19 protein-coding genes are annotated in these 23,244 nt (G+C 73.3%); 9 read left to right on the forward strand and 10 right to left on the reverse strand.

Annotation, left to right across the window (positions count from 1 at the left end; translation table 11 throughout):
• Positions 1-12 precede the first annotated feature (12 nt).
• The 4 genes from ACWEO5_RS17475 to ACWEO5_RS17490 are packed head-to-tail and all read right to left on the reverse strand — an operon-like array spanning position 13 to position 3,571.
• The gene (locus tag ACWEO5_RS17475; protein ID WP_452163197.1) at positions 13-960 is read right to left on the reverse strand and encodes an amino acid ABC transporter permease; all 948 of its coding nucleotides are present in this window, start codon (positions 958-960) and stop codon (positions 13-15) included.
• 15 nt (positions 961-975) lie between these two features.
• Entirely contained in the window at positions 976-1,902 is a 927-nt protein-coding gene (locus ACWEO5_RS17480) for an ABC transporter substrate-binding protein (RefSeq protein ID WP_452163198.1), read from the reverse strand.
• Positions 1,899-2,447, reverse strand: a complete 549-nt coding sequence (locus ACWEO5_RS17485; protein WP_452163199.1) for a GNAT family N-acetyltransferase — start codon at positions 2,445-2,447, stop codon at positions 1,899-1,901. The genes ACWEO5_RS17480 and ACWEO5_RS17485 overlap by 4 nt, the downstream gene beginning before the upstream one ends.
• Entirely contained in the window at positions 2,444-3,571 is a 1,128-nt protein-coding gene (locus ACWEO5_RS17490; protein WP_452163200.1) for an LLM class flavin-dependent oxidoreductase, read from the reverse strand. Before ACWEO5_RS17490 ends, ACWEO5_RS17485 begins: the two co-directional genes overlap by 4 nt.
• Positions 3,572-4,155: 584 nt before the next feature.
• Between ACWEO5_RS17490 and ACWEO5_RS17495 the strand changes: the two genes are divergently transcribed.
• The 3 genes from ACWEO5_RS17495 (at position 4,156) to ACWEO5_RS17505 (ending at position 9,393) form a co-directional block, all read left to right on the forward strand.
• The gene (locus ACWEO5_RS17495; protein WP_452163201.1) at positions 4,156-5,160 is read left to right on the forward strand and encodes an amino acid ABC transporter permease; all 1,005 of its coding nucleotides are present in this window, start codon (positions 4,156-4,158) and stop codon (positions 5,158-5,160) included.
• A 5-nt stretch (positions 5,161-5,165) separates the two neighbouring features.
• The gene (locus tag ACWEO5_RS17500; protein WP_452163202.1) at positions 5,166-7,052 is read left to right on the forward strand and encodes an FAD/NAD(P)-binding protein; all 1,887 of its coding nucleotides are present in this window, start codon (positions 5,166-5,168) and stop codon (positions 7,050-7,052) included.
• A gap of 67 nt (positions 7,053-7,119) precedes the next feature.
• Positions 7,120-9,393 (forward strand): FdhF/YdeP family oxidoreductase, encoded by a 2,274-nt coding sequence (locus tag ACWEO5_RS17505; RefSeq protein WP_452163203.1) that lies wholly within the window; start codon positions 7,120-7,122, stop codon positions 9,391-9,393.
• Positions 9,394-9,546: 153 nt separating this feature from the next.
• Here the strand turns inward: ACWEO5_RS17505 and ACWEO5_RS17510 are convergent, their stop codons facing one another.
• Positions 9,547-11,136, reverse strand: a complete 1,590-nt coding sequence (locus tag ACWEO5_RS17510; protein WP_452163204.1) for an NlpC/P60 family protein — start codon at positions 11,134-11,136, stop codon at positions 9,547-9,549.
• 300 nt (positions 11,137-11,436) lie between these two features.
• On the opposite strand from ACWEO5_RS17510, the gene ACWEO5_RS17515 reads away from it, so the two are divergent.
• Both ACWEO5_RS17515 and ACWEO5_RS17520 read left to right on the forward strand, forming a co-directional pair.
• A complete protein-coding gene (locus ACWEO5_RS17515; protein WP_452163205.1) occupies positions 11,437-12,594 on the forward strand; it encodes an anion permease in 1,158 nt (385 codons plus the stop codon).
• Positions 12,595-12,608: 14 nt separating this feature from the next.
• Positions 12,609-12,836, forward strand: coding sequence for a hypothetical protein (locus tag ACWEO5_RS17520; RefSeq protein ID WP_452163206.1), 228 nt, complete (start codon positions 12,609-12,611; stop codon positions 12,834-12,836).
• Between the two features lie 117 nt (positions 12,837-12,953).
• Here ACWEO5_RS17520 and ACWEO5_RS17525 read toward each other — a convergent pair whose 3' ends face one another.
• Complete coding sequence (locus ACWEO5_RS17525; protein WP_452163207.1) at positions 12,954-14,540, reverse strand: MDR family MFS transporter; 1,587 nt, start codon at positions 14,538-14,540, stop codon at positions 12,954-12,956.
• 108 nt (positions 14,541-14,648) lie between these two features.
• Entirely contained in the window at positions 14,649-15,113 is a 465-nt protein-coding gene (locus tag ACWEO5_RS17530) for a MarR family winged helix-turn-helix transcriptional regulator (protein ID WP_452163208.1), read from the reverse strand.
• A 114-nt stretch (positions 15,114-15,227) separates the two neighbouring features.
• Here ACWEO5_RS17530 and ACWEO5_RS17535 point away from each other — a divergent pair, with 114 nt between their 5' ends.
• The gene (locus ACWEO5_RS17535) at positions 15,228-16,271 is read left to right on the forward strand and encodes a DUF3533 domain-containing protein (RefSeq protein WP_452163209.1); all 1,044 of its coding nucleotides are present in this window, start codon (positions 15,228-15,230) and stop codon (positions 16,269-16,271) included.
• Positions 16,272-16,293: 22 nt separating this feature from the next.
• Here the strand turns inward: ACWEO5_RS17535 and ACWEO5_RS17540 are convergent, their stop codons facing one another.
• The 3 genes from ACWEO5_RS17540 to ACWEO5_RS17550 all read right to left on the reverse strand — a co-directional run bounded on the left by ACWEO5_RS17540 (position 16,294) and on the right by ACWEO5_RS17550 (position 20,262).
• Positions 16,294-16,821 carry a GtrA family protein gene (locus ACWEO5_RS17540; protein ID WP_452163210.1) on the reverse strand — a complete coding sequence of 176 codons (528 nt, stop codon included), beginning with the start codon at positions 16,819-16,821 and terminating at the stop codon, positions 16,294-16,296.
• 80 nt (positions 16,822-16,901) lie between these two features.
• Positions 16,902-19,295, reverse strand: a complete 2,394-nt coding sequence (lon, locus tag ACWEO5_RS17545; RefSeq protein ID WP_452163211.1) for an endopeptidase La — start codon at positions 19,293-19,295, stop codon at positions 16,902-16,904.
• A 250-nt stretch (positions 19,296-19,545) separates the two neighbouring features.
• A complete protein-coding gene (locus ACWEO5_RS17550; RefSeq protein WP_452163212.1) occupies positions 19,546-20,262 on the reverse strand; it encodes a rhomboid-like protein in 717 nt (238 codons plus the stop codon).
• 309 nt (positions 20,263-20,571) lie between these two features.
• Here ACWEO5_RS17550 and ACWEO5_RS17555 point away from each other — a divergent pair, with 309 nt between their 5' ends.
• From ACWEO5_RS17555 to ACWEO5_RS17565, 3 genes are all read left to right on the forward strand, one after another.
• Entirely contained in the window at positions 20,572-21,297 is a 726-nt protein-coding gene (locus tag ACWEO5_RS17555; protein WP_033212075.1) for a response regulator transcription factor, read from the forward strand.
• A 107-nt stretch (positions 21,298-21,404) separates the two neighbouring features.
• The gene (locus ACWEO5_RS17560) at positions 21,405-22,562 is read left to right on the forward strand and encodes a HAMP domain-containing sensor histidine kinase (RefSeq protein ID WP_452163213.1); all 1,158 of its coding nucleotides are present in this window, start codon (positions 21,405-21,407) and stop codon (positions 22,560-22,562) included.
• Between the two features lie 301 nt (positions 22,563-22,863).
• Positions 22,864-23,244: 2-oxoglutarate dehydrogenase E1 subunit family protein (locus ACWEO5_RS17565; RefSeq protein WP_452163214.1), on the forward strand; the 381-nt coding region annotated here is incomplete at its 3' end.

Below are 23,244 nucleotides of genomic sequence, written 5' to 3' on the forward strand. Positions count from 1 at the left end.
CGCCGTCGCCGCTCATGCCCGCTTCTCCTTGATCTCGGTGACGGCGGCGCGCAGCCGCTGCCAGGGGGTGGGCGGCGCGTGGCGTTCGCTGCCGCGGGCGAAGTAGCGCTCGACGTAGTACTGGACGAGCGAGAGGGCGGTGGTCAGCAGCACGTACCAGACGGTGGCGACCATCAGCAGCGGCACCACCCGGCCGGTGCGGCCGTAGATCACCTGGACCTGGTAGAAGAGCTCACCGATCGCCATCACGTAGACGATCGAGGTGCCCTTGAACAGCGAGATCACCTCGTTGGCGGCGTTCGGCAGGATGCCGCGCATGGCCTGCGGCAGCACGATCCGCCAGGCCTGCCGGAACTTCGGGATGCCGAGCGCGGCGGCGGCTTCGAGCTGTCCGGCGTCCACCGCGAGCACCCCGCCGCGGATGATCTCGGCGGCGTACGCGGCCTGGTGCAGGGCGAGGCCGAGGACGGCCGCGCCGAGGGCGCCGAGCAGGTCCATGGTGCCGAAGGAGGCGAAGGTCGGGCCGAACGGGATGCCGATCCCGATCCGCTTGTACAGGTAGGCCAGGTTGAACCAGAACACCAGCTGCACGATCAGCGGGATCGAGCGGAACGCCCACACGTACGTCCAGGCGATGGTGCGCAGGATCGGGCTGCCGGACAGCCGCAGCGCGGCGATCACCGCGCCCAGCGCGAAGCCCAGGACGGTTCCGTAGGCGGTGAGTTGGAGGGTGACGCCGACCGCGCGCAGGATGCTGTCGGAGAACACGAAGGCGCGGAAGGTCGGCCAGTCCCAGCCGGGGTTGACGGCCAGTCCGTGCAGGAACTGGGCGGCCAGCACCAGCGCGGCCAGGCCGGCCACCAGCCGCCACGGCCTGCGGTGCGGGACGATCGTCAGCCCCTCGACGGAGTCGGCGGGTGGTCGGAGCGGTAGGGCCTGTTCGGGGGTCACGGCGGTCATCGGGGGCTCCCGGGATCAGCTGTGCTCGGGCGGGTTGATCTTGGACTCGGTGATCGCCGAGTCGGTGGTGCCCCACTTGGCCAGGATCTTCTGGTAGGTGCCGTCCTTGATCAGCTCGTTGACGGCGGCCTGGAAGGCGGGGGTGAGCGTCGAGCCCTTCTTGAACGCGAAACCGACGTCGAGCCGGTGGTACTCGCCGAGGAAGCGGGTCTTCGAGGCCGGCTGGTTCGCCTGGTAGCGCAGGCCGTTGATGGTGGACATCACCACGTCCAGCCGGCCCTGCTGGAGGCCGGTGATCACGGCGGCGTTCTCGGAGAAGGACTTCACCTCGTACGGCTTCTTGCCGTTCTGGGCGCAGACGTCCTTCTTGGCGTTCAGGGTGGCCTCGAAGGTGGTGCCCGCGCCGGTGCCGACGGTCAGGCCGCACAGCTGGGACAGGTCGGTCACGCCGGTCAGCGCGGTGTTGTCGGCGCGCACCGCGAAGCCCTGGCCGTCGTCGATGTAGGTGACGAAGTCGACGGTCTTCAGCCGGGCCTCGGTGACGCCGAAGTTGCCGGTGCCGACGTCGTACTTGCCGCTGCCGAGCGCGGGCAGGATGGTCTCGAACGCGGCGTCCTCGCGCTGCACGGTGATCCCGAGCACCTTGGCGACGCCGTTGACCAGGTCGACGTCCAGGCCGGCGACCTGCTTCTGGCCCTCCGGGTAGTACGCCGCGGGCGCGGCTCCGACCGAACCGCCGAGCTTGATGGTGCCGGCGGACTTGACGTCGGCGGGCAGCAGCGCGGCGGCCGCCTCGTTCTTCTGCACGCCGGACAGCACGTCCTGGCTCGGCTGGACGCCGACCGGCGCGGCGTCGGAGCCGGTCGCCGGGTCGGAACCGCAGCCCGCCAGCGCCAGGGCGGCGACGGAGGCCAGGGCGACGGCGGGGAGGTGGCGCTTCATCTGGAGGGTGCCTTTCCGGCCGCCGCAGCGGCCAGGTCTTGCGGGTGGGACGGACGGGGACGGGACGGACGGGGGTGGGGCAGGTCCTTCTCGAACGGCAGCGGCCGGTCCTGCGGCGGCGCGTCGGGGTCGAACAGCGGGGTGTAGCCGGCCGCCAGGTAGAGGCCCTTGGCCTCGGGCTGGCGGGGCCCGGTGGTGAGGAAGACCCGCCGGTAGCCGGCCTCCCGGGCGGCGGTCTCCAGTTCGGCCAGGACCCGTCGGCCGAGGCCCTGCCGGCGGTGCCCGGCGGCGGTCCACATCCGCTTCACCTCGGCGGTGCGCTCCTCGTGGTGGCGGCGGTAGGCGCCGCCGGCCACCGGCTCGCCGTCGCGCAGCAGCAGGAGCAGCAGGCCGTCCGGCGGGGTGAACTCCTCGGCGCCGTACCGGGCCATCTCCTCGTGCCCGCCGGGGCCGTAGCGGGTGACGTACTCGTGGGTGAGTTCGCGGACCAGCGGCTCGGTGAGGGGGTCGCCGAGGGCGGCCCGCACCACGGTCAGGGCGCTCATCCGGCTGCGGCGTCCCCGACCCGGGCCGCCTTGGCGGCGTCGCGCTTGGCGACCTCCTCGCGGACGATCGGGATGACGTGCCGACCGAAGTCGATGGCGTCGTCGACGTGGTCGTAGCCGCGGGCGGAGAGGATGTCCACGCCGAGGTCGTAGTAGTCGAGCAGCGCCTGGGCGACCGTCTCGGGGGTGCCGACCAGGGCGTTGGAGTTGCCCGAGCCGCCGGTGGCGGCGGCGGTCGGGGTCCACAGCGCGCGGTCGTAGCGCTCGCCGGCCTCGGCGATCTCCAGCAGCCGCTGCGAGCCGGAGTTCTCCGGCGCGTTGCCGGTGCTGAACCGGCGGCGGACCTGGGGGCTGGACTCCCGGTGGGCCTTGATCGCGGCGACCGTGCGGTGCGCCTTCTCCCAGGCGAGTTCCTCGGTGGGCGCGATGATCGGCCGGAAGGCGACCTGGATCCGCGGGGTGTCGGTGCGCCCTGCGGCCCGGGCGGCGGCCTTCACCAGCTCGATCTGCTCGGCGGTGCGGGCCAGCGGCTCGCCCCACAGCGCGTAGATGTCGGCCTCGGCGCCGCCGGCCGCGAACGCGGCGGGCGAGGAGCCGCCGAAGGAGACGTCCGGCCGGGGCTGCTGGACCGGGAAGACGCTGGAGACGAAGTCGTTGAAGCGGTAGTACTCGCCCTCGTGGTCGAAGGGCTCGCGGCTGGTCCAGGCCTTCTTGACGATGCCGATGTACTCGCGGGTGCGGTCGTAGCGGCGGTCCTTGGGCAGGAAGTCGCCCTCGCGCTGCTGCTCGTGGTCGTTGCCGCCGGTGATGAAGTGCACGGTGAGCCGGCCGTCGCTGATCCGGTCCAGGGTGGCGAAGGTCTTGGCGGCGAAGGTCGGGTACGAGACGTTCGGCCGGTGCGCGAGCAGGATCTGCAGCCGGTCCAGCTTGGCGGCGAGGTACGCGGCGGCGGCGGCGGGCTCGGGCGCTCCGGCGCTGTAGGCGAACAGCACCCGGTCCCAGCCGTGGTCCTCGTGGGCGCGGGCCAGGCGCAGCGTGTAGTCGCGGTCGAAAGCGTGGGTGGTGCGGGCGGTGGTTTCCGAACCGTCGCCGGTGGCGGCGATTCCGAGGAACTCGACGGGCATGGCGGAGCCTCTTCCAGTGGTGCGGGGCCGGGTCCGGGCGTGCCGGAGGAAGCCTCGGCAGGCGGGTGCGGACGGCGGCGGCGGGTGGGGAGGACGGGCGCGGGCGCGTGACGGGGCGCCGGCTCAGGAGCGAGCGGGAGGTGCTGGGGGAGGCGGCAGCGTACGCCTGTCGATCCGTCCGGACGGACGGTGTCCCGGCCCGCAACAGGGGCGACCGAGGGAGGACTCCCGGAGGGAGGAAGGGCCGGTCAGGCGGCCCGCTGCCGGGTCAGCCGCGACACGCCGCGGACCACACCCGACCGAAGTCGATGTGGCCTCGCGTCACGAGGGCGGGCTGCTCGGCTGTCATGTCGAACAGTTGAGCAGTGCCGCCGACGGCCCGTCAACCTTTCCGGCCGGTACGAAACACCGACGTCACACCCGCGTCCTTGACAGCCTCCAGTCGCTCACGCGTACGATCGAATCGGAGCGAGAACTGCCCGGGCCCGGCCGAACTGCCGCCAGGCCCAGCCGCGTTGAGGGACGCGGTCGCGTGAGTGACGGCATGCGGAGACCGCCTGCCCCGCCGCCCGTTGGAGCCCTCCATGGCCTCGCCCGCCGTCCCGTCCACCAGCCCCCGCTCCGCCCCGCCACCCGCCCCCGGGGCCCCGGCCGAGGCGTCCGCCGCCGCCGGCCCCGCCGCCCTGGCCACGCTGCCGATCGTGCCCCGCCACCGCCCCGGTCGGTACGTCAGCGGCGGCCTGGCGCTGCTCGCCACCGCCCTCGTGGTGCGCTCGCTGATCGGGAACAAGGCCTTCGAGTGGTCGGTGGTCGGCACCTACCTGACCGCCCCGTCGATCCTGCGCGGCCTGCTGCTGACGCTCTGGCTGACCGGCGCGGTGACCGCCCTCGGCTTCGCCCTGGGCACCGCGCTGGCGGCGGCCAGGCTCTCGGACAACCCGGTGCTGCAGAGCCTGAGTTGGGGCTTCGTGTGGATCTTCCGGGCCACCCCGCTGCTGGTCCAGCTGCTGATCTGGTTCAACATCGGGGCGCTGTACCCGACGCTGTCGCTGCCCCTGCCGTTCGGCGGCGAGCTGTTCGCGGTGAAGACGGTCAACCTGCTCGGCCCGGTGCTCACCGCCCTGATCGGACTGACCCTGCACGAGGCCGCGTTCGCCGCAGAGGTGGTGCGCTCCGGCCTCCTGTCGGTCGACCAGGGCCAACTGGAGGCGGCCGCCTCGCTCGGCCTGAACCGCGGCCGGGTGCTGCGCCGGATCGTGCTGCCGCAGGCGATGCGGGCGATCCTGCCGCCCGCCGGGAACATGCTGATCGGCACCCTCAAGGGCACCTCGATCATCAGCGTGCTGGCCGTCCACGACCTGCTGTTCTCCGCCCAGTTGATCTACAACCAGACCTACCGGGTGATCCCGCTGCTGATGGTGGTCACCCTCTGGTACATCGCGGTGACCAGCGTGCTGTCCGTCGGCCAGTACTACCTGGAGCGGCACTTCGCCCGCGGCGCCACCCGCGCCGGGCTGCCGCCGACGCCCTGGCAGCGGTTCCGGACCCTGCTGGGCCGGCTCCCGTCGCGCCGCCCGGCCGGGCGGTGAGCGCGGTGCCCGTACTGGTCGTGATCGGGGCCGGGCCGCGCGGCACCGGCCTGCTGGAGCGGATCGCCGCCAACGCGCCCGAACTGCTGGGCCCCGGAGTCGAGTTGGACGTCCACCTGGTCGACCCGCACCCGCCCGGCGGGGGCCGGATCTGGCGGCACGCGCAGTCCCCGCTGCTGCGGATGAACTCGATGGCCGAGGACGTCACCATGTTCACCGACGAGCGCACCACCATGGACGGCCCGGTCCGCCCCGGCCCCTCGCTCGCCGAGTGGGCCGCCGACCCGGCCGCCCACCCCCCGTACCGGCCGGTCGAGGACCCGGAGGTGGCCGCGGAACTGCACGCCCTGGCCCCCACCGACTTCCCCACCCGGCGCGCCCAGAGCGGCTACCTGGACTGGGTGCTGCGCCGGGCCTCCGGCGAACTCCCGGACAACGTACGGCTGTTCGTCCACCAGGACACCGCCCGTCGGATCACCGGCGACCCGGAGGGGCCGCAGCGCGTCCACCTCTCCGACACCGTGCTGCTCGCCGACCGGGTGGTGCTCGCCCTCGGCCACCTGGACTCCGCACCCGGCCCCGACACCGCCGAACCGCGCGAGTTCGCCGAACGGCACGGCCGCAGCTACCTGCCGCCCGCGTTCACCGCCGACTCCGACCTGTCCGGTCTGGCCCCCGGCGAGCACGTGGTCGTCCGCGGCCTCGGCCTGGCCTTCGTCGACCTGGTCGCGCTGCTCACCGAGGGCCGCGGCGGCCGCTTCACCCCGAAGCCCGGCGGCGGCCTGCGCTACCACCCCTCCGGCCGCGAACCCGTGCTGCACGCGGGCTCCCGGCGCGGCGTCCCGTACCACGCCAAGACCGGCTACCGGCTCCAGGGGCCACCCCCGCCGCTGCCCCGCTACTTCGGCCCCGACCTCGAACTCCCGGACGAGCCGATCGAGTTCAAGCGCGACCTGTGGCCCGCCATCGCCAAGGAACTCGGCTTCGCCTACTACCACGAGCTGTTCCACGGCCACCCCGAACGCACCACCCTGCCCTGGGCGGAGTTCCTGGCCGGCTACGACCCGCTCCCCTGGGACGGCCCCGAGCGCGCCGCCCTGGTCGCCGCCGCCGTCCCCGACCCCGAGGACCGGCTCGACCTGGACCGCCTGGACCGCCCGCTCGCCGGCCTGCGGGTCGGCAGCCCCGCCGAACTCCAGGAGCACCTGCGCTCCCACCTGCGCGCCGACCTGGCCCGCCGCTCCGACCTGCGGCACAGCGCCGACCTCGGCGCCTTCTACGCCCTGCTCTCGGTCTACGGCACCCTCATCCGCCTGCTGCCGCTGCACCCGCTCACCGCCCGCTCCACCGCCGCCGAACTCGACGGCTGGTGGCAGGGCTTCTTCTCCTTCTACGCCTCCGGCCCGCCCGGCTTCCGGCTGGAGCAGCTGCTCGCCCTCTCCGACGCCGGACTGCTGCACTTCCTCGGCCCCGACCTGCGGGTCGACCTCGACGAGGAGCACGGCACCTTCCGCGCCTCCTCCCCCGCCCTGCCCGGCCACCACGTCCACGGCACCGCCCTGGTCGACGCCTTCCTCCCCCGGCACGCCCTGGACCGCACCAACGACCCGCTGCTGCGCCAACTCCTGCGCGACGGCCGGATCGACGAGGAACGGCTGACCGACCCCGACGGCCACACCTACCGCTCCGGGCTGCTCCGCACCGACCCCGACGCCCGGCTGCTCGACCCCGCCCTCGGCGGCCGCCCGCACCCGCGCCGCACCGCCCTCGGCGCCCCCACCACCACCCGAGCGCCGGCCGCCTTCGCCCGCCCGCGCACCGACGCCCCGTCCTTCCGGCAGAACGACGCCGTCGCCCGCCGCCTGCTCGTCGAACTCCAGAAGGAGGACTGACCGCCCGGGCCGTCGAACACCCGTACCGGATACGCTCGAATGACCCGAGCCTTCCGGAGAGCCCGCCATGGCCAAGCAGCCCCCGCCCCGCGACCCCGCCCAGGACGCGCCGCACGTCGCACCCCCGGCCCACGCCGCCGCCGGCCTGCCCGCGATCGGGCACACCCTGCGGATGGCGTCCGAGCAGATGTCGCCGGGCCGGGTGCTGGCCACCCTGCGCAGGGTCAACCAGCCCGGCGGCTTCGACTGCCCCGGCTGCGCCTGGCCCGAGCCGGACAAGCCGCACCTGGCCGAGTTCTGCGAGAACGGCGCCAAGGCCGTCGCCGAGGAGGCCACCGAACGCCGGATCACCCCGGCCTTCTTCGCCGAGCACCCGGTGGCCGCCCTCGCCGAGCGCTCCGGCTACTGGCTCGGCCAGCAGGGCCGGCTCACCACCCCGATGCTGCTGGACGAGGGCGCCACCCACTACGCGCCGATCGGCTGGGACGACGCCTTCGCGCTGATCGCCGAGGAGCTGACCGCGCTCGACTCCCCGAACGAGGCCGCCTTCTACACCTCCGGCCGCACCTCCAACGAGGCCGCCTTCGCGTACCAGCTGTTCGCCCGCCGGCTGGGCACCAACAACCTGCCGGACTGCTCCAACATGTGCCACGAGTCCTCGGGTTCGGCGCTCACCGAGACGCTCGGCGTCGGCAAGGGCAGCGTCTCGCTCAAGGACCTGTACCAGGCCGACCTGATCGTCGTCGCCGGCCAGAACCCGGGCACCAACCACCCCCGGATGCTCTCCGCCCTGGAGCGCGCCAAGCGGGCCGGCGCGAAGATCGTCAGCGTCAACCCGCTGCCCGAGGCCGGGCTCGAACGCTTCAAGAACCCGCAGACCCCGCGCGGCCTGGTCGGCGGCGGGACCAGGCTCACCGACCTGTTCCTGCAGATACGGCTCGGCGGCGACCTCGCCCTGTTCCGCGCCCTGAACCACCTGCTGCTCAGCACCCCGGGCGCCGTCGACGAAGCCTTCGTCGCCGAACACTGCGCCGGCTACCCGGAGTTCGCCGCCCAGGCCGCCGAACTCGACCGGGACGCCGTGCTGCGCGCCACCGGCCTGCCCTGGGAGCAGATCGAGGAGCTGCACCGCCTGGTGCTCGGCTCGCGGAAGGTCATCGTCTGCTGGGCGATGGGCCTCACCCAGCACAAGCACTCCGTCCCCACCATCCGCGAGGTGGTCAACTTCCTGCTGCTGCGCGGCAACGTGGGCCGCCCCGGCGCCGGGGTCTGCCCCGTCCGCGGGCACAGCAACGTGCAGGGCGACCGCACCATGGGCATCTTCGAACGCCCCTCCGCGGCCTTCCTGGACGCCCTCGGCAAGGAGTTCGCCTTCGAGCCGCCGCGCGCGCCCGGCCACGACACCGTGGACACCATCCGGGCGATGCGCGACGGCCGGGTCAAGGTGTTCTTCGCGATGGGCGGCAACTTCGTCTCCGCCAGCCCCGACACCGGGGCCACCGAGGCCGCGATGCGCCGCTGCCGGCTCACCGTGCACGTCTCCACCAAGCTCAACCGCTCGCACGTGGTCACCGGCGCCCGCGCGCTGATCCTGCCCACCCTCGGCCGCACCGACCGCGACCTGACCGCCGCCGGACCGCAGTTCGTCAGCGTCGAGGACTCCATGGGCATGGTGCACTCCTCCCGCGGCGGCCTGCGCCCGCCCGCGCCCGACCTGCTCTCCGAGGTCGCCGTCGTCGCCCGCCTCGCCCGCGCCGCCCTCGGCCCGCAGGACCCCACCCCCTGGGAGGAGTTCGCCCTCGACTACGACCGGATCCGCGACCGGATCGCCCGGGTCGTCCCCGGCTTCGACGACTACAACACCCGGGTCCGCCGCCCCGGCGGCTTCGCCCTCCCGCACGCCCCGCGCGACAGCCGCACCTTCCCCACCGCCACCGGGAAGGCCAACTTCACCGTCAACCCGCTGACCGCCCCCGAGGTCCCCGCGGGCCGCCTGCTGCTCCAGACGCTCCGCTCGCACGACCAGTACAACACCACCGTCTACGGCCTGGACGACCGCTACCGGGGGATCACCGGCGGCCGCCGCGTGGTCCTGGTCAACCCCGCCGACGCCGCCGAACTCGGCCTCGCCGAAGGGCAGTTCGTCGACCTGGTGAGCGAGTGGACCGACGGCACCGAACGCCGCGCCCCGCACTTCCGGGTGGTCCACTACCCCGTCGCCCGCGGCGGCGCGGCCGCCTACTACCCGGAGACCAACGTCCTGGTCCCGCTGGACTCCACGGCCGACATCAGCAACACCCCGACCTCGAAGTCCGTCCTGATCCGCTTCGAAGCCGAATAGCCCGACCGGGGAGCCGCCGCGGGGCCCCGCCGTGCGAGGGCCCCGCCAGGGGCCCGGGGAACGGCCGGGCCGCGGCTGCTGCCGCCCGGCGGGGCACGGTGCGTGCCGCCCGGCGGGGCACGGTGCGTGCCGCCGCTCCCGGCCGCCCGCGCCTCAGCCCGCCGACCGGCTCCCCGACGGCGTCGCCGAGTCGTCCCCGCTCGGCGACCCCGACCCGCTGGGCGTCCCGCTCGAACTCGCCAGGCCCGAAGCCGAAGCCGGAGCCGAACCCGAGTCGCTCGGCGCGGCGGAGGCCGAACCCGACCCCGACGGCGACCCGGAACCCGACGGCGAGCCCGAGCCACTCGGCGACCCCGAGCCACTCGGCGACCCCGAGCCACTCGGCGACCCCGACCCGCTCGGCGACCCCGACCCGCTCGGAGAACCGGACCCGCTCGGCGTCCCCGTCCCCGAAGGCGTCGCGGAAGCGCTCGGCGTGCTCGGCGCGGTGGGCGTCGGCGACGCCGCAGGCGGTGTCGGGAGCGTGGACGGCTTGGCCGGCTGGATCTTCACCGCGCCCAGCTCGACGTCCGGCACCTTCCACTCGCCGCCCGCGTCGTCCGCCGCGTCGTCCCCGTCCGGGCGCACCGCGCCCAGGATCGGCATGGCGCCGATCTGCGAGACCTTCACCACGTCCCCGGTGTGCGGGGCCTGGACGATCAGGCCGCCGCCGATGTACATGCCGATGTGCGTCGCGCCGCCGAAGTAGACGATCAGGTCGCCCGGCCGGATCTGGTTCAGCGGCACGTGCTTGAGCTGCGCCCACTGCTCCTGGCTGGTGCGCGGGATCGGCACCCCGGCGTGCAGCCAGGCCTGCGAGGTGAGGCCGGAGCAGTCGAACACGTCCGGTCCGGCGCCGCCCCACACGTAGTCCTTGCCGAGCTGCTGGAGCGCCCAGGCGACCGCCTTGCGGCCCGCCGCCGACGGCGTCCGTTCGCCCTTGCCGAGCGCCCCGGAGGCGAGGAAGGCGAGTTGGGCCTCGTTGGCCTGCTGCTTCTCCAGTCCGGCCAGTTCGTCGCGCTGGGCGCCGGTGAGCGAGCCGACCAGCTGCTCGACGGCGGCCAGCTTGGCGGCCACGTCGTTCTTGGCCTTCTCCTGGTCGGCGGCCAGCACCTTCGACTCGGCGACCGCCTGCTGGGCGGCGGTGCGCAGCGCGTCGAGGGTGTCCCGGTCGGCCTTGAGCCGGTCCAGGAACTCCTTCTGCGAGTGCCCGGCGGAGCGCAGGAGTTCGGCGATCACCACGGCCTCGTACGGGTTGTCGGCCATCAGCAGCTCGGCGTACCCGGAGATCTGGTTGTTGCGGTACTGCGCGGCGGCGAGCTGCGAGGCCAGGTCGGTCCCGGCGTCGACGGCGGCCTGCTGCCGTTCGGCCCGCGAGTCGAGGTCCTCGACGGTGGTCTGCTGCTCGGCGAGCGCGGCGACGGTGCCGTTGTACGTCTCGGTGGCGGTCTCGGCCTGCTGGTAGAGCTCGTGCAGCTGGTCGAGCAGCGGCCCGAGGGTGCGCTTGGCGTCGGCCAGCGGGTCGGTTCCGGGGGCGACCGTCGGGGCGGCGACCGTCGGGACGCCCGGCTCGGGCACCGCGTACGCGGCCGAGCCGAGGAAGGGCAGGGTGAGCGCGGCGGCGGCGAGCACCGCCCCGCAGCGCAGCGCGGCACGCACCCACGGTCGCAGGCCGGTCGATTCGGTCCGCTGTCCAGCCCCCATCGGCCGGCCCTCCCCTGGTTGTCCGTCGGCGATCGGACCGATCCTGCCACGGGAACCCCTGCTGGCGGCAGGTGCTTTCGGGACCGCCGGGTGAATTCTCATCCGACCCGACGTGTGAGAACGGTCTCACGGCGGGACGCGGGCGCCCGGCCGCCCTCCACGGAAACCGGCCCCGCCGGTAACTCCCCCGCCACGAACGGAACCACTACTCCGCTCCCAGTTAACCTCCCGTTCACCATCCCTCCCTACCTTCGCCAAGGACAGCAACGTCAGTCCGACCACTACGACGATTGTTTGGGTATGGAACACATCACGTTCCTGGTGGCCGTTGTGATCATCACGGCGCTCGCCTTCGACTTCACCAACGGCTTCCACGACACCGCCAACGCGATGGCCACCTCCATCGCGACCGGCGCACTCAAGCCCAAGGTCGCCGTCGCGATCGCGGCGGTGCTGAACTTCGCCGGTGCCTTCCTCTCCGTGAAGGTGGCCACCACCATCTCGGGCGGCCTCGTCAACGAGAAGGCCGGACTGCAGCCCTCGATCATCTTCGCCGCCCTGGTCGGCGCGATCCTGTGGAACCTGCTGACCTGGCTCAAGGGCCTGCCCTCGTCCTCCTCGCACGCCCTGTACGGCGGCCTGATCGGCGCCACCGTGGTCGGCGTCGGCCTGCACGGCGTGAACTTCACCACCGTGGTCTCCAAGATCCTGATCCCGGCGGTCGCCTCGCCGATCATCGCGGGCGTGGCCTCCTGGGGCGCCACCAAGCTGGCCTACCTGATCACCCGGGGCGCGCCGAAGGCGGGCACCGAGAAGGGCTTCCGCCGGGGCCAGGTCTTCTCGTCCTCGCTGATCTCGCTCGCGCACGGCACCAACGACGCGCAGAAGACCATGGGCATCATCACGCTGACCCTGATCTCGGCCGGCGCGCTGGACAAGGGCGACGGCCCGCCGGTCTGGGTGATCGTCAGCGCCGGTCTGGCCATCGCGCTCGGCACCTACATGGGCGGCTGGCGGATCATCCGCTCGATGGGCTCCGGCCTGGCCGACATCCGGCCGCCGCAGGGCTTCGCCTCGGAGACCGCGGCCGCCACGGTGATCCTGACCTCCTCGCACATGGGCTACGGCCTGTCCACCACCCAGGTCTGCTCCGGCGGCATCATGGGCGCGGGCCTGGGCGGCCCGTCCGGCAAGCTGCGCTGGGGCATGGTCCGCCGGATGGCCTACACCTGGGGCCTGACCCTGCCGGCCGCCGCCGTGGTCTCCGGCGCGGCCGCGCTGGTCGCCGACCGCGGCAACTGGGGCGTGGCCCTGGTGGGCCTGGCGCTGGTGGCGGGCGCCGGTTCGATGTGGCTGGTCTCGCGCCGCCAGCCGGTGCACGCGGACAACGTCAACGGCGAGGCGCAGCCCGCCGTCGAACTGCCCGCCGTCCCCGCCCCGACCACCCTCGCGGCCTGAGAGGAACCCCCGCCATGAACATCAAGTGGGCCGCACTGGCCGAGACCACGGGCGTCAGCCTGCTCGTCACCCTCGCCGTGGTCGTCGTCTTCGCACTCGGCAACCTCGCCCTGTCCCGCCGGGAGGCCGCCGTCACGGCGGGCACCGGCAAGGGCGTCCCCGCCCTGGTCGCCGCGGGCGTCTGCTTCGCGGCCTGCGCGGCCGTGGTGCTGTACGGCATCTCGCTGATCGCCGCGAAGTAACCCCGCGCAGCACGCCCCCGCGCAGCACGCGGCACGCACGACGAAGGACGCACGACGAAGGGCCCCCGCCACCGTGGCGGGGGCCCTTCTCGCATGTCGTCGGCGGACGGCCGCCGGTCAGTCGGCGACCAGCTCCGCGGCCTTGGCCCCGGCCTCGGCGGGGGCGGCCGGGCGCTCCTCGTTGGAGGTGCGCAGCGGCACCTCGCGGATGAACAGCACCAGCAGGAAGCCCACCACCGCGAACGGCGCGGCGATCAGGAAGACCGTGCCCACGCCGTGGCCGAACGCGTCGGTGACCAGCGGGACGACCTGGGCGGGCAGCTTCTTGAGGTCCGGGATGCCGTCGCCGCCCGCGCCGGAGGCGGGGATGCCGGCCTTGGCGAAGTTCTCCGCCGTGTAGCTGGCGACCTTGTGCCCGAGCAGCGCGCCGAGCGCGGAGACGCCCATCGCGCCGCCCATGGTGCGGAAGAAGGTGACGGTAGAGCTGGCGGCGCCGAGCTCGTTGCGCGGCACCGTGTTCTGCACCGCGAGCACCAGGTTCTGGCTGGTCAGGCCGAGGCCGATGCCGGCCAGCAGCATGTAGAGGGCGAGCAGCCCGTACGCGGTGTCGGCCCGGGCGGTGCCCATCAGGCCGAGGCCGGCGGCGAGCAGCACGGTGCCGGCGACCAGGAAGCCCTTCCACTTGCCGTACTTGGTGATCAGCTTGCCGGCCACCGTGGAGGAGACCGCCAGGCCGAAGATCATCGGGAGGGTGAGCAGGCCGGCCTGGGTGGGGGTCTTCTCCTTGGCGAGCTGGAAGTACTGGCCGAGGAAGGTGGTGGTGCCGTACATGCCGACGCCGACGAAGGCGCTGGCGACCGCGGCGAGGGTGACGGTGCGGTGGCGGAACAGGTCGAGCGGGATCAGCGGCTCGGTGGCGCGCTTCTCGACCAGCACGAACAGGCCGGCCAGCGCCAGGCCGCCGATCACCATGACGGCGGTCTGCCAGGAGGCCCAGTCGTAGTTCTTGCCGGCCAGCGAGATCCAGATCATCAGCAGGCAGACCGAGGCGGTGATCAGCGTCGCGCCCAGGTAGTCGATCCTGGGCTTGCGGGCGGGGGCCTCGGGGAGCTTGAGGGTGCGCTGCAGCACCAGGATCGCGATCAGCGCGAACGGGACGCCGACGTAGAAGCACCAGCGCCAGCCGAGCCAGGAGGTGTCCACGATGACGCCGCCGATCAGCGGGCCGCCGATGGTGGCGAGCGCGAAGACCGCGCCGAAGTAGCCGCTGTAGCGGCCGCGCTCGCGCGGCGGGACCATCGCGGCCAGGCAGATCTGGCCGAGCGCGATCACGCCGCCCGCGCCGATGCCCTGCAGCACCCGGCAGAAGATCAGCATGCCGATGCTCTGCGACAGGCCGGCCAGCGCCGAGGCCAGCACGTAGATCACCATGGCGATCTGGACCAGCAGCTTCTTGCTGACCAGGTCGGAGAGCTTGCCCCAGAGCGGGGTGGCGGCGGTGATCGACAGCAGGGCGGCGGTGACCACCCAGGTGTAGGCGGACTCGCCTCCGTGCAGGTCGGTGAGGATCCGCGGCAGGGCGTTGGAGACCACCGTGGAGGAGAGCACGGCCACGAACAGGCCGAGCAGCAGGCCCGAGAGGGCTTCGAGTACTTGACGGTGGGACATCCGGTCCTGCGGGGGTGCGGGGAGGGTCGACGACATGCGGTTCCTTCGACTGAAATTTCGTTGCCTCAAGCAACTATACGTGGATAGTTGACTAAGGCAACTTTCTTCAAGCCCAGGTAAAGAAACCCTCCCGACGCGGCGCCCTCAGACCCCCTCGGTCAGCTCGTTGAACCGCTCCAGCAGCCGGGCGAACTGCTCCAGCTCGGCCAGTTCCCAGCCGGCCAGCGACTCCCGGAACCGCGCCATCCGCTCCTCCCGGGCCGCCGCGAACCGCCGCTCGCCCTCCTCGGTCAGCGACACCAGCGAGGCCCGCCGGTCCAGCGGATCGGTCTCCCGGCGCAGCAGCCCCAGTTCCTCGATCGCCCGGATCTGCCGGCTCACGGTGGCCTTGCCCACCCCGAAGTGCAGCCCGACGTCGGTCACCCGGGCCCGCCCGGACTCCCGGATGAACCCGAGCAGCACGTACGCCCCGGCCTCCAGCTCGGGGTGCACCAGCCGGGAGATCTCGGCCGCCCGCGCCCGGCTGCGCCTGAACAGCGTCGCCACCTCCCGCTCGACCGCGAGAAACGCCAGTTCGGCGGGGTTCGGCCCGTCCAGGGGGTCACTCATGGCGGACAGTATCGCGCAGCCCGCGCCTCCCCCGGCACTCGACCGCTTCATGGTACGAAGTAACGATTTGGACGTTTTTCCCGCCTTTGCCCCCGTTGAAGGAGACGCCCCACCATGGCCCACCAGGCAGAATCCGGAAAGGGCTTCCTCGGCGACCTCCGGGACGCGGTCACCCCGCGCGCCTTCTTCCTGGTCGTCGCCGTCCTGCTGCTCCAGCTCGGCTTCATCACCTCGTACGTGGGTGCCCTGCACCACCCGGCGCCGCACGAGCTGTCCATCGCCGTGGTCGCCCCGGCGGAGGCCGCGCCCAAGCTGGTCGACGCGCTGGAGTCCGTCCCGGACGACGCGGTGCGCGCCTCCGTCCTGCCGGACGAGGACACCGCCCGGGCCCGGATCAAGGACCAGAAGATCTACGCGGCCTGGGTGGTCGACCCGACCGGCACCGAGGACGCGCTGCTGGTGGCCGGCGCCCGCGGCCCGGCCGCCGCCACCGCCGCGGAGGGCATCGTCGGCAAGCTGGCCGCGAACCAGGGCCGGACGGTCGTGGTGGACGACACCATCCCGCTGGCCAAGGGCGACGCCGAGGGGCTGTCCGCCTTCTACCTGGTGGTCGGCTGGTGCGTGGGCGGCTACCTGGTCGCCTCGATCCTCGGCATCAGCGCCGGTTCCCGCCCGGCGAACACCGCCCGGGCGGTGCTGCGGCTCGGCACCCTGGCGCTGTACTCGGTCGCGGCGGGCCTGGGCGGCGCGCTGATCATCGGACCGATCCTGCACGCGCTGCCCGGCTCGATCGCCGCGCTCACCGGCCTGGGCACCCTGGTGGTGTTCTCGGTCGGCGCCGTCACCATGGCCCTGGAGTGCCTGTTCGACGTGGTCGGCATCGGCCTGGCGGTGCTGCTCTTCGTGGTGCTGGGCAACCCCAGCGCGGGCGGCGTCTTCCCGCCACCGCTGCTGCCCGCGTTCTGGCGGGCGATCGGCGAGTGGATCCCGAACGGGGCCGGCACCTCGGCGGCCCGCTCGATCGCCTACCTGGACTCCACCAACCTCACCGTGCCGTTCCTGGTGCTGGCGGCCTGGGCGGTGGTCGGCGTCGCGGTGACCTTCCTCGCGGTGGCCCGGGCCCCGCGCTTCGGCCGCCCCGTCCCCGCGGAGACGTGAGCGGCCGAAGGGGCTCGCGGGGTCAGACCCGCTCGGGCTCCCGGCCCGGCTCCTGGCCCTGGGTGATCCGGTCCGAGAACTGGGTGAACACGAAGCGGTTCATCGCCCAGTAGCGGAACACCATCGCCACCAGGGTGCCCACGATGATGCCGCTGGCGAAGTCGGCGACCTCCTGGGTCATGTGGCTCACGTCCGGCTCGCGCAGGTCGAACACGTACCGCGAGGCCACCAGCGGCAGGTCGTTCACGCCCACCGCCAGGGCGCTCACCACGAAGAACCCGGCGGCCTCGCGCTTGCGCCCGGCCGCACGGAACGACCACTGGCGGTTCATCACGTACGAGACCAGCGTGGTGATCACGGTCGCGATGGTGAGCGCCATGACCGGCTTGCTCTCCAGGACGGACATCTTCAGGGCGAAGTTGATGATCATGGTGAGGACGAAGCACGTTCCTCCCACCACGAGGAACTTCACCAGCTTGCGGTGCTTGACCAGGAACGGGCGGTAGCGCTCCGGGATGGCGGTCAGCGCGCGCTGCGTAGGGGACGGCATGCGGGAAGTGTCCCACGGGCTCGTTTCGGCAACCACCAGGGGCCTCGGAAGTACGCGCACTCCCGGGGCCCCCGGCCGGATCAGGCCGCCGCGACCAGCAGTTCCGCCGGTTCCAGCGCCAGCGCCAGCACCTCCCGGACGTCCGAGACCGGGTGCACCGACAGGCGCTCCAGCACCTCGGCGGGGACGTCGTCCAGGTCCGCCTCGTTGCGCTTGGGGATGATCACCGTGGTGACCCCGGCCCGGTCGGCGGCCAGCAGCTTCTGCTTCACCCCGCCGATCGGCAGCACCCGGCCGGTCAGCGACACCTCACCGGTCATCGCCACGTCGGTGCGCACCTTGCGGCCGGACAGCAGCGAGGCCAGCGCCGTGGTCATGGTGATGCCCGCGCTCGGGCCGTCCTTCGGCACCGCGCCGGCCGGCACGTGCAGGTGGATGCCCCGCTCGCGCAGCCCGGTCACCGGCAGCTCCAGCTCGGCGCCGCGCGAGCGCAGGTAGGAGAGCGCGATGTGCGCCGACTCCTTCATCACGTCGCCCAGCTGACCGGTCAGGGTCAGCCCGGTCGAGCCGGTCTCGGCGTCCGCCAGCGACGCCTCGATGTAGAGGACGTCGCCGCCGGCGCCGGTGACCGCCAGGCCGGTGGCCACGCCGGGCACCGCGGTGCGCCGCTCGGCCGGCTCCTGCGCCGCCTCCGGCACGTGGTGCGGCCGGCCCAGCAGGGCCCGCAGGTCGTCCGCGCCGATCGCGGCGGGCAGCTCGCGCTCGCCCAGCTCGGTCTGCGCGGCGACCTTGCGCAGGATCCGCGCGATCGACCGCTCCAGGTTCCGGACGCCCGCCTCCCGGGTGTACTCGGCGGCCAGCCTGCGCAGCGCCGCCTCGTCCACCGTCAGCTCGTCCCCGCCCAGGCCCGCCTTGGCGAGCTGGCGCGGCAGCAGGTGGTCGCGGGCGATGGCGACCTTCTCGTCCTCGGTGTAGCCGTCCAGGCGGACCAGGTCCATCCGGTCCAGCAGCGGCTCCGGGATGGCCTCCAGCACGTTGGCGGTGGCCAGGAACACCACGTCCGAGAGGTCGAGCTCGACCTCCAGGTAGTGGTCCCGGAAGGTGTGGTTCTGCGCCGGGTCGAGCACCTCCAGCAGGGCCGCCGCCGGGTCGCCCCGGTAGTCCGAGCCGACCTTGTCGATCTCGTCCAGCAGCACCACCGGGTTCATCGTCCCGGCCTCCTTGACCGCCCGGACGATCCGGCCGGGGATCGAGCCCACGTACGTCCTGCGGTGGCCGCGGATCTCCGCCTCGTCCCGCACGCCGCCGAGCGCGACCCGGACGAACGACCGGCCCATCGCCTTCGCGACCGACTCGCCGAGCGAGGTCTTGCCCACCCCGGGCGGCCCGACCAGCGCCAGCACCGCTCCCCCGCGACGCCCGCCGATCTGGCCCAGGCCCTGGTCGGCCCGGCGCTTGCGCACCGCCAGGTACTCGACGATCCGGTCCTTCACGTCCGCCAGCCCGGTGTGGTCCGCGTCCAGCACGGCGCGGGCCCCGGCGATGTCGTACGCGTCCTCCGAGCGCTCGTTCCAGGGCAGCTCCAGGACGGTGTCCAGCCAGGTGCGGATCCACGAGCCCTCGGGCGACTGGTCGCTGGCCCGCTCCAGCTTGTCGACCTCCTTGAGCGCCGCCTCGCGCACCTTCTCCGGCAGCGCGGCCGCCTCGACCCGGGCCCGGTAGTCCTCCTCCTCCGTATCGGCCTCGCCGTTCAGCTCGGCCAGCTCCTTGCGCACCGCCTCCAGCTGGCGGCGCAGCAGGAACTCCTTCTGCTGCTTGGCCACGCCCTCCTCGACGTCCTTGCGGATGGTGTCGTTGACCTCCTCCTCCGCGAGGTGGTCGCGCAGCAGGCCCAGCGCGTACTCCAGCCGGGCCGGGCGGTCCGCCTCCAGCAGCACTTTCAGCTTCTGCTCGGCGGTCGCGAACGGCGCGTACCCGATGTTGTCGGCCAGCTCGCCGACGTCCTCGATCGCGGCCACCCGGTCGACGATCTGCCAGGCCCCGCGGCGGCGCAGCCACTGCGTGGACAGCGCCTTGTACTCCTTGACCAGCTCGGCCGCCCGCCCGGCCACCGGCAGCCCCTGGTCCGACTCCTTGAACGGCGTGGTCTCCACCCACAGCGCGGCCCCCGGCCCGGTCGTCCCCGCACCGATCCGCACCCGCCGGACGGCCCGCACCAGCGCCGCCGGGTCCCCGTCCGCCAGCCGTCCCACCTGCTCGACCGTCGCCAGCGCCCCCACCGCCGCGTACGACCCGTCCAGCCGCGGCACCAGCAGCACCTGCGGCTTCCCCCCTGCGCTCCCGGCCCGGGCCGCCTCCACGGCCGCCCGCACCTCGGGATTCGAAAGTTCCAGCGGAACCACCATGCCGGGGAGCACCACCTCGTCATCGAGCGGCAGCACAGGCAGAGTGAGCGGAACGGACGTCGATGCCATGATCTCTCCCCAGTCAGTGAAGTTGAGCTGACCTGACTAAGGTCTGGCACCCCCCGATTGTTCCCCGCCCCCTGTTCGCTCCCGGAGAACACCCCCCGCACCCCGAAACAGGCGCGATCCCAAGAGCCCCGCGCCCCTGGCGGGGCTCGGGGAACTGCGCGAAGCGGAAGGAGCGCGCCGGAAAGATCGCGGCACGAACAGCACCCCGCCCCACCCGGCGAACCCCGCGAAAGCCCCCGCGCCGGCCCGGCTACCCCTCCGCCGGCGCGACCTTCGACCGGCCGCGCACCCGGCCGCGCGCCCGGGCCCCGACCGCCCGCCAGGGCCGCCGGGGGCCGCCGCCGCGAATGAGCGGCCAGAGCGCGACGCCCACCGCCAGTGCCGCCGGGTGCCCGACCGAGGTGACCAGGTCGGGGTCGGTCGCCACCTGGTGCGCGATCAGCGCGAGCCCGGCCCCCAGCGCGACCTTCCGCCCGGTGGGGCCGAGCAGTCCGGCGAGCGCGCCGAGCGAGGCGAGCACCCCGTACGAGACGCCGATGTCCATCGCGTCCAGCAGTCCGGCCTCGGCGTGGTCGGTGGCGACCGCGGCGACCACGACGGTCTGCGAGAGCAGCGTCGCGGCGACGTGTCCGGCGCCGAAGACGCCGAGGGCACGAAGTCCGCCGATGCGTCGTTCCAGGGGTGCGACGGTGAGGGCGAAGGCCCAGAAGTACGGCATCCAGACCGGCCCGGCGACCCACAGGCCGCTGCCGACGAGGGAGAGCGCGGGGTGGGCGAGCAGGTTGTGCGCGTCGGTGGAGGAGAGGGCCTGGAGCCGGTGCACGGTCTCCGGGTCGCCGAAGCGGGCGTAGAGGGTGGTGCCGAGCAGCAGTCCGAGGTAACCGAGCGCGAACGGGTTGGCCCGCGGGGTGGGCACGGCCCGCAGTCCGGGCCTGAGCAGTCGTCGTCGCAGTTCCGCGCTGGTCATGGTGCCTCCCGAACGCCTCGTCGGGCCCACCATACGGGGGGCGGGTGAGAGGTGTCTGAGGAACTTCTGTGAAGGGCTCCACCCGGGCGCGCTCCGGTCGCACACGTACCGTTACAGCTCGCAAGTGCTGCGGGTAAGGTACTGGCCCGTGCCCGTCCGAACGGGGACCTGCCAAACCTGATGCGTCCGCCGGCGGGGCACACCCACGACGGAACAGCACGACGGAAACAAGACGACTACGAGCGGAGCCCGCCGTCCCCGGACGGTCGGCCCGCGAGCCCTGGGGGCGGTGGCGTGACCGTGACAGAGATGCAGCAAGAGACGATCAGCAGTGGACCGGTGGGCACCCAGCGACGGGTGCTCGTCGTGGAGGACGAGCCCACCATCGCGGAGTCGATCGCGGCGCGGCTGGGGGCCGAGGGCTTCAAGGTGGCGGTGGCCCACGACGGGCCGGGCGCGGTGGACGGGTTCCACACCTGGCAGCCGGACCTGGTGGTGCTGGACATCATGCTGCCGGGCTTCGACGGCCTGGAGGTGTGCCGCCGGATCCAGGCGCAGCGCCCGGTGCCGGTGCTGATGCTGACCGCGCGGGACGACGAGACGGACCTGCTGGTGGGCCTGGGCGTCGGCGCGGACGACTACATGACCAAGCCGTTCTCGATGCGCGAGCTGGCGGCCCGGGTGAACGTGCTGCTGCGCCGGGTGGAGCGCGCCCAGCAGGCGGCCCGCACGCCGGCCCTGGGCAGCCTGCGGTTCGGCGAGCTGGAGATCGACCACGTGCAGCGCCGGGTCCGGCTGGGCAGCGGCGACGTGCACCTGACGCCGACCGAGTTCGACCTGCTGGCCTGCCTGGCGGCGCAGCCGCGCGCGGTGCTGACCCGCGAGCAGCTGCTGGCCGAGGTGTGGGACTGGACCGACGCGTCCGGCACCCGCACGGTGGACAGCCACGTGAAGGCGCTGCGCCGGAAGATCGGCGCGAGCTGGATCCGCACGGTGCACGGCGTCGGCTACGCGCTGGAGGCCCCGCTGTCCTGACCGGTGGCCGCCGGTCCGGGCCCGCCCGGGCCCCGCGCGGCGGCCCGACCCCCCTCTACCGGAACCCCACCGGGACCGAGTCGCCGAGGACGAGTCGCAGGGACACCATGACCTTTCCGCAGCAACGCAACGGGGAAGCCGAGCCGGCCCCGCCCCGGCCCCCGCTCGCCCGGCCCCCGCTGGTGGTGCGCGCCGCGCGCCGGGTGTGGGCGGACGTCCGCCCGTTCGACCCGGTCCGCTCGATCAAGGGCAAGCTGGCCCTGCTGGTGGTCGTCTCGGTGGTGCTGGCCACCGGGATGGTGGTGGTGGCGATCCGGTCGGAGACCCAGATCCGGATCATCATGATCTTCTCGCTGATCGCCTCGCTGCTGTTCATGCAGTTCCTGGCGAACGGCCTGACCGCGCCGCTGCGCGACATGACGGCGGCGGCCCGGTCGATGGCGGAGGGCGACTACAGCGGCCGGGTCGAGGTCTCCTCGCGGGACGAGATCGGCGAGCTGGCCGACACCTTCAACCGGATGGCGGGCGACCTGGAGGCCGCCGACCGGCACCGCCGCGAGCTGATCGCCAACGTCTCGCACGAGCTGCGCACCCCGATCGCGGCGCTGCGCGGCCTGCTGGAGAACGTGGTGGACGGCGTGGTGAAGCCGGACCCGAAGAACCTGGGCACCGCGCTGGAGCAGACCGAGCGCCTGGGCCGGCTGGTCACCCACCTGCTGGACCTGTCGAAGCTGGACGACGGCGTCGTCCCGCTGGACTCCCGCCCGTTCCGGGTGGGCCCGTTCCTGGACGGGGTGCTGCGCGGGGTGACGGTGGACGGCGCGACGGCCGGCGGCGCGTACGACCGGCGCGGGGACGTGCGGCTGGCGCTGGACGTGCGGCCGCCGGAGCTGGCGGCGGTGGCGGACGCGGAGCGGCTGCACCAGGTGGTGGCCAACCTGGTGGACAACGCCTGCAAGCACTCGCCGGCCGGCGGCACCGTGACGGTGCGGGCCCGGGCGGCGGAGGGCGGCGGGCTGCTGCTGGAGGTGGAGGACCAGGGGCCGGGGATCCCGGCGGAGGACCGCGAGCGGGTCTTCGAGCGGTTCGGCCGCAGCGGTTCGCCGACCGCGCTGGGGCCGGGCAGCGACGGCGGCACCGGGTTGGGGCTGGCGATCGCGCGCTGGGCGGTGGACCTGCACGGCGGCCGGATCCGGGTGGCGGAGGCGGCGACGGGCTGCCGGATCGAGGTCACCCTTCCGGGTGAGACGCCGGTCCCGGCCTGAGACTGTGGCGAAATCGGTACGAACCGGGTCCGGGCCGCTCGGGCCCGGTGTCCGCCCGGGGTCGCCAAGTGGTCCAGACCACTGGTTCGTCCGATTTCATGCCGGTATGACCACGACCGATCTGGGGGCGAGTTCCCCGATTTCCGGCATTCCTAACGCACGGATCCGGCCAAAAACCGGCCCGGCAATGTGATCTGGGCGACGCCTGACCACCGGGGACTGCGCGATCACTGGTCGGAGGCGTAGCCTTAATCCCCGCTGTCCACCATCCCAAAAGGAAGCGGAAGAGGGCGGTTGCCCCGTGTCGCCACACCAAGAAACCCCCAGCTCGGCAAGTTCCACTGGCTTCGGCCCCAATGAGTGGCTCGTCGACGAGATCTACCAGCAGTACCTCCAGGACCCGGCCTCGGTCGACCGTGCCTGGTGGGACTTTTTCGCCGACTACAAGCCCGGTACCGAGGTGACTCCAGTGACCCAGGCCGCAACTCCGGTCGGCGCCCAGCCGACCCCCGTTGCCGCTCCCGTTGCCGCAGCTCCGGCCGCGCCCGCCGCCCCCGCGCCCGTCGCGCCGGCGACCGCGCAGCCGGTGGCCGCCGCCCCCGCGCCGCTCCCGGCCGCCCCCGCCGCGCCGCCCGCGCCGAAGGCCGCGGCCCCGGCCGCCGCCGCGCCCGCGAAGGCCGCC

Source organism: Kitasatospora sp. NPDC004272 (assembly GCF_053603035.1).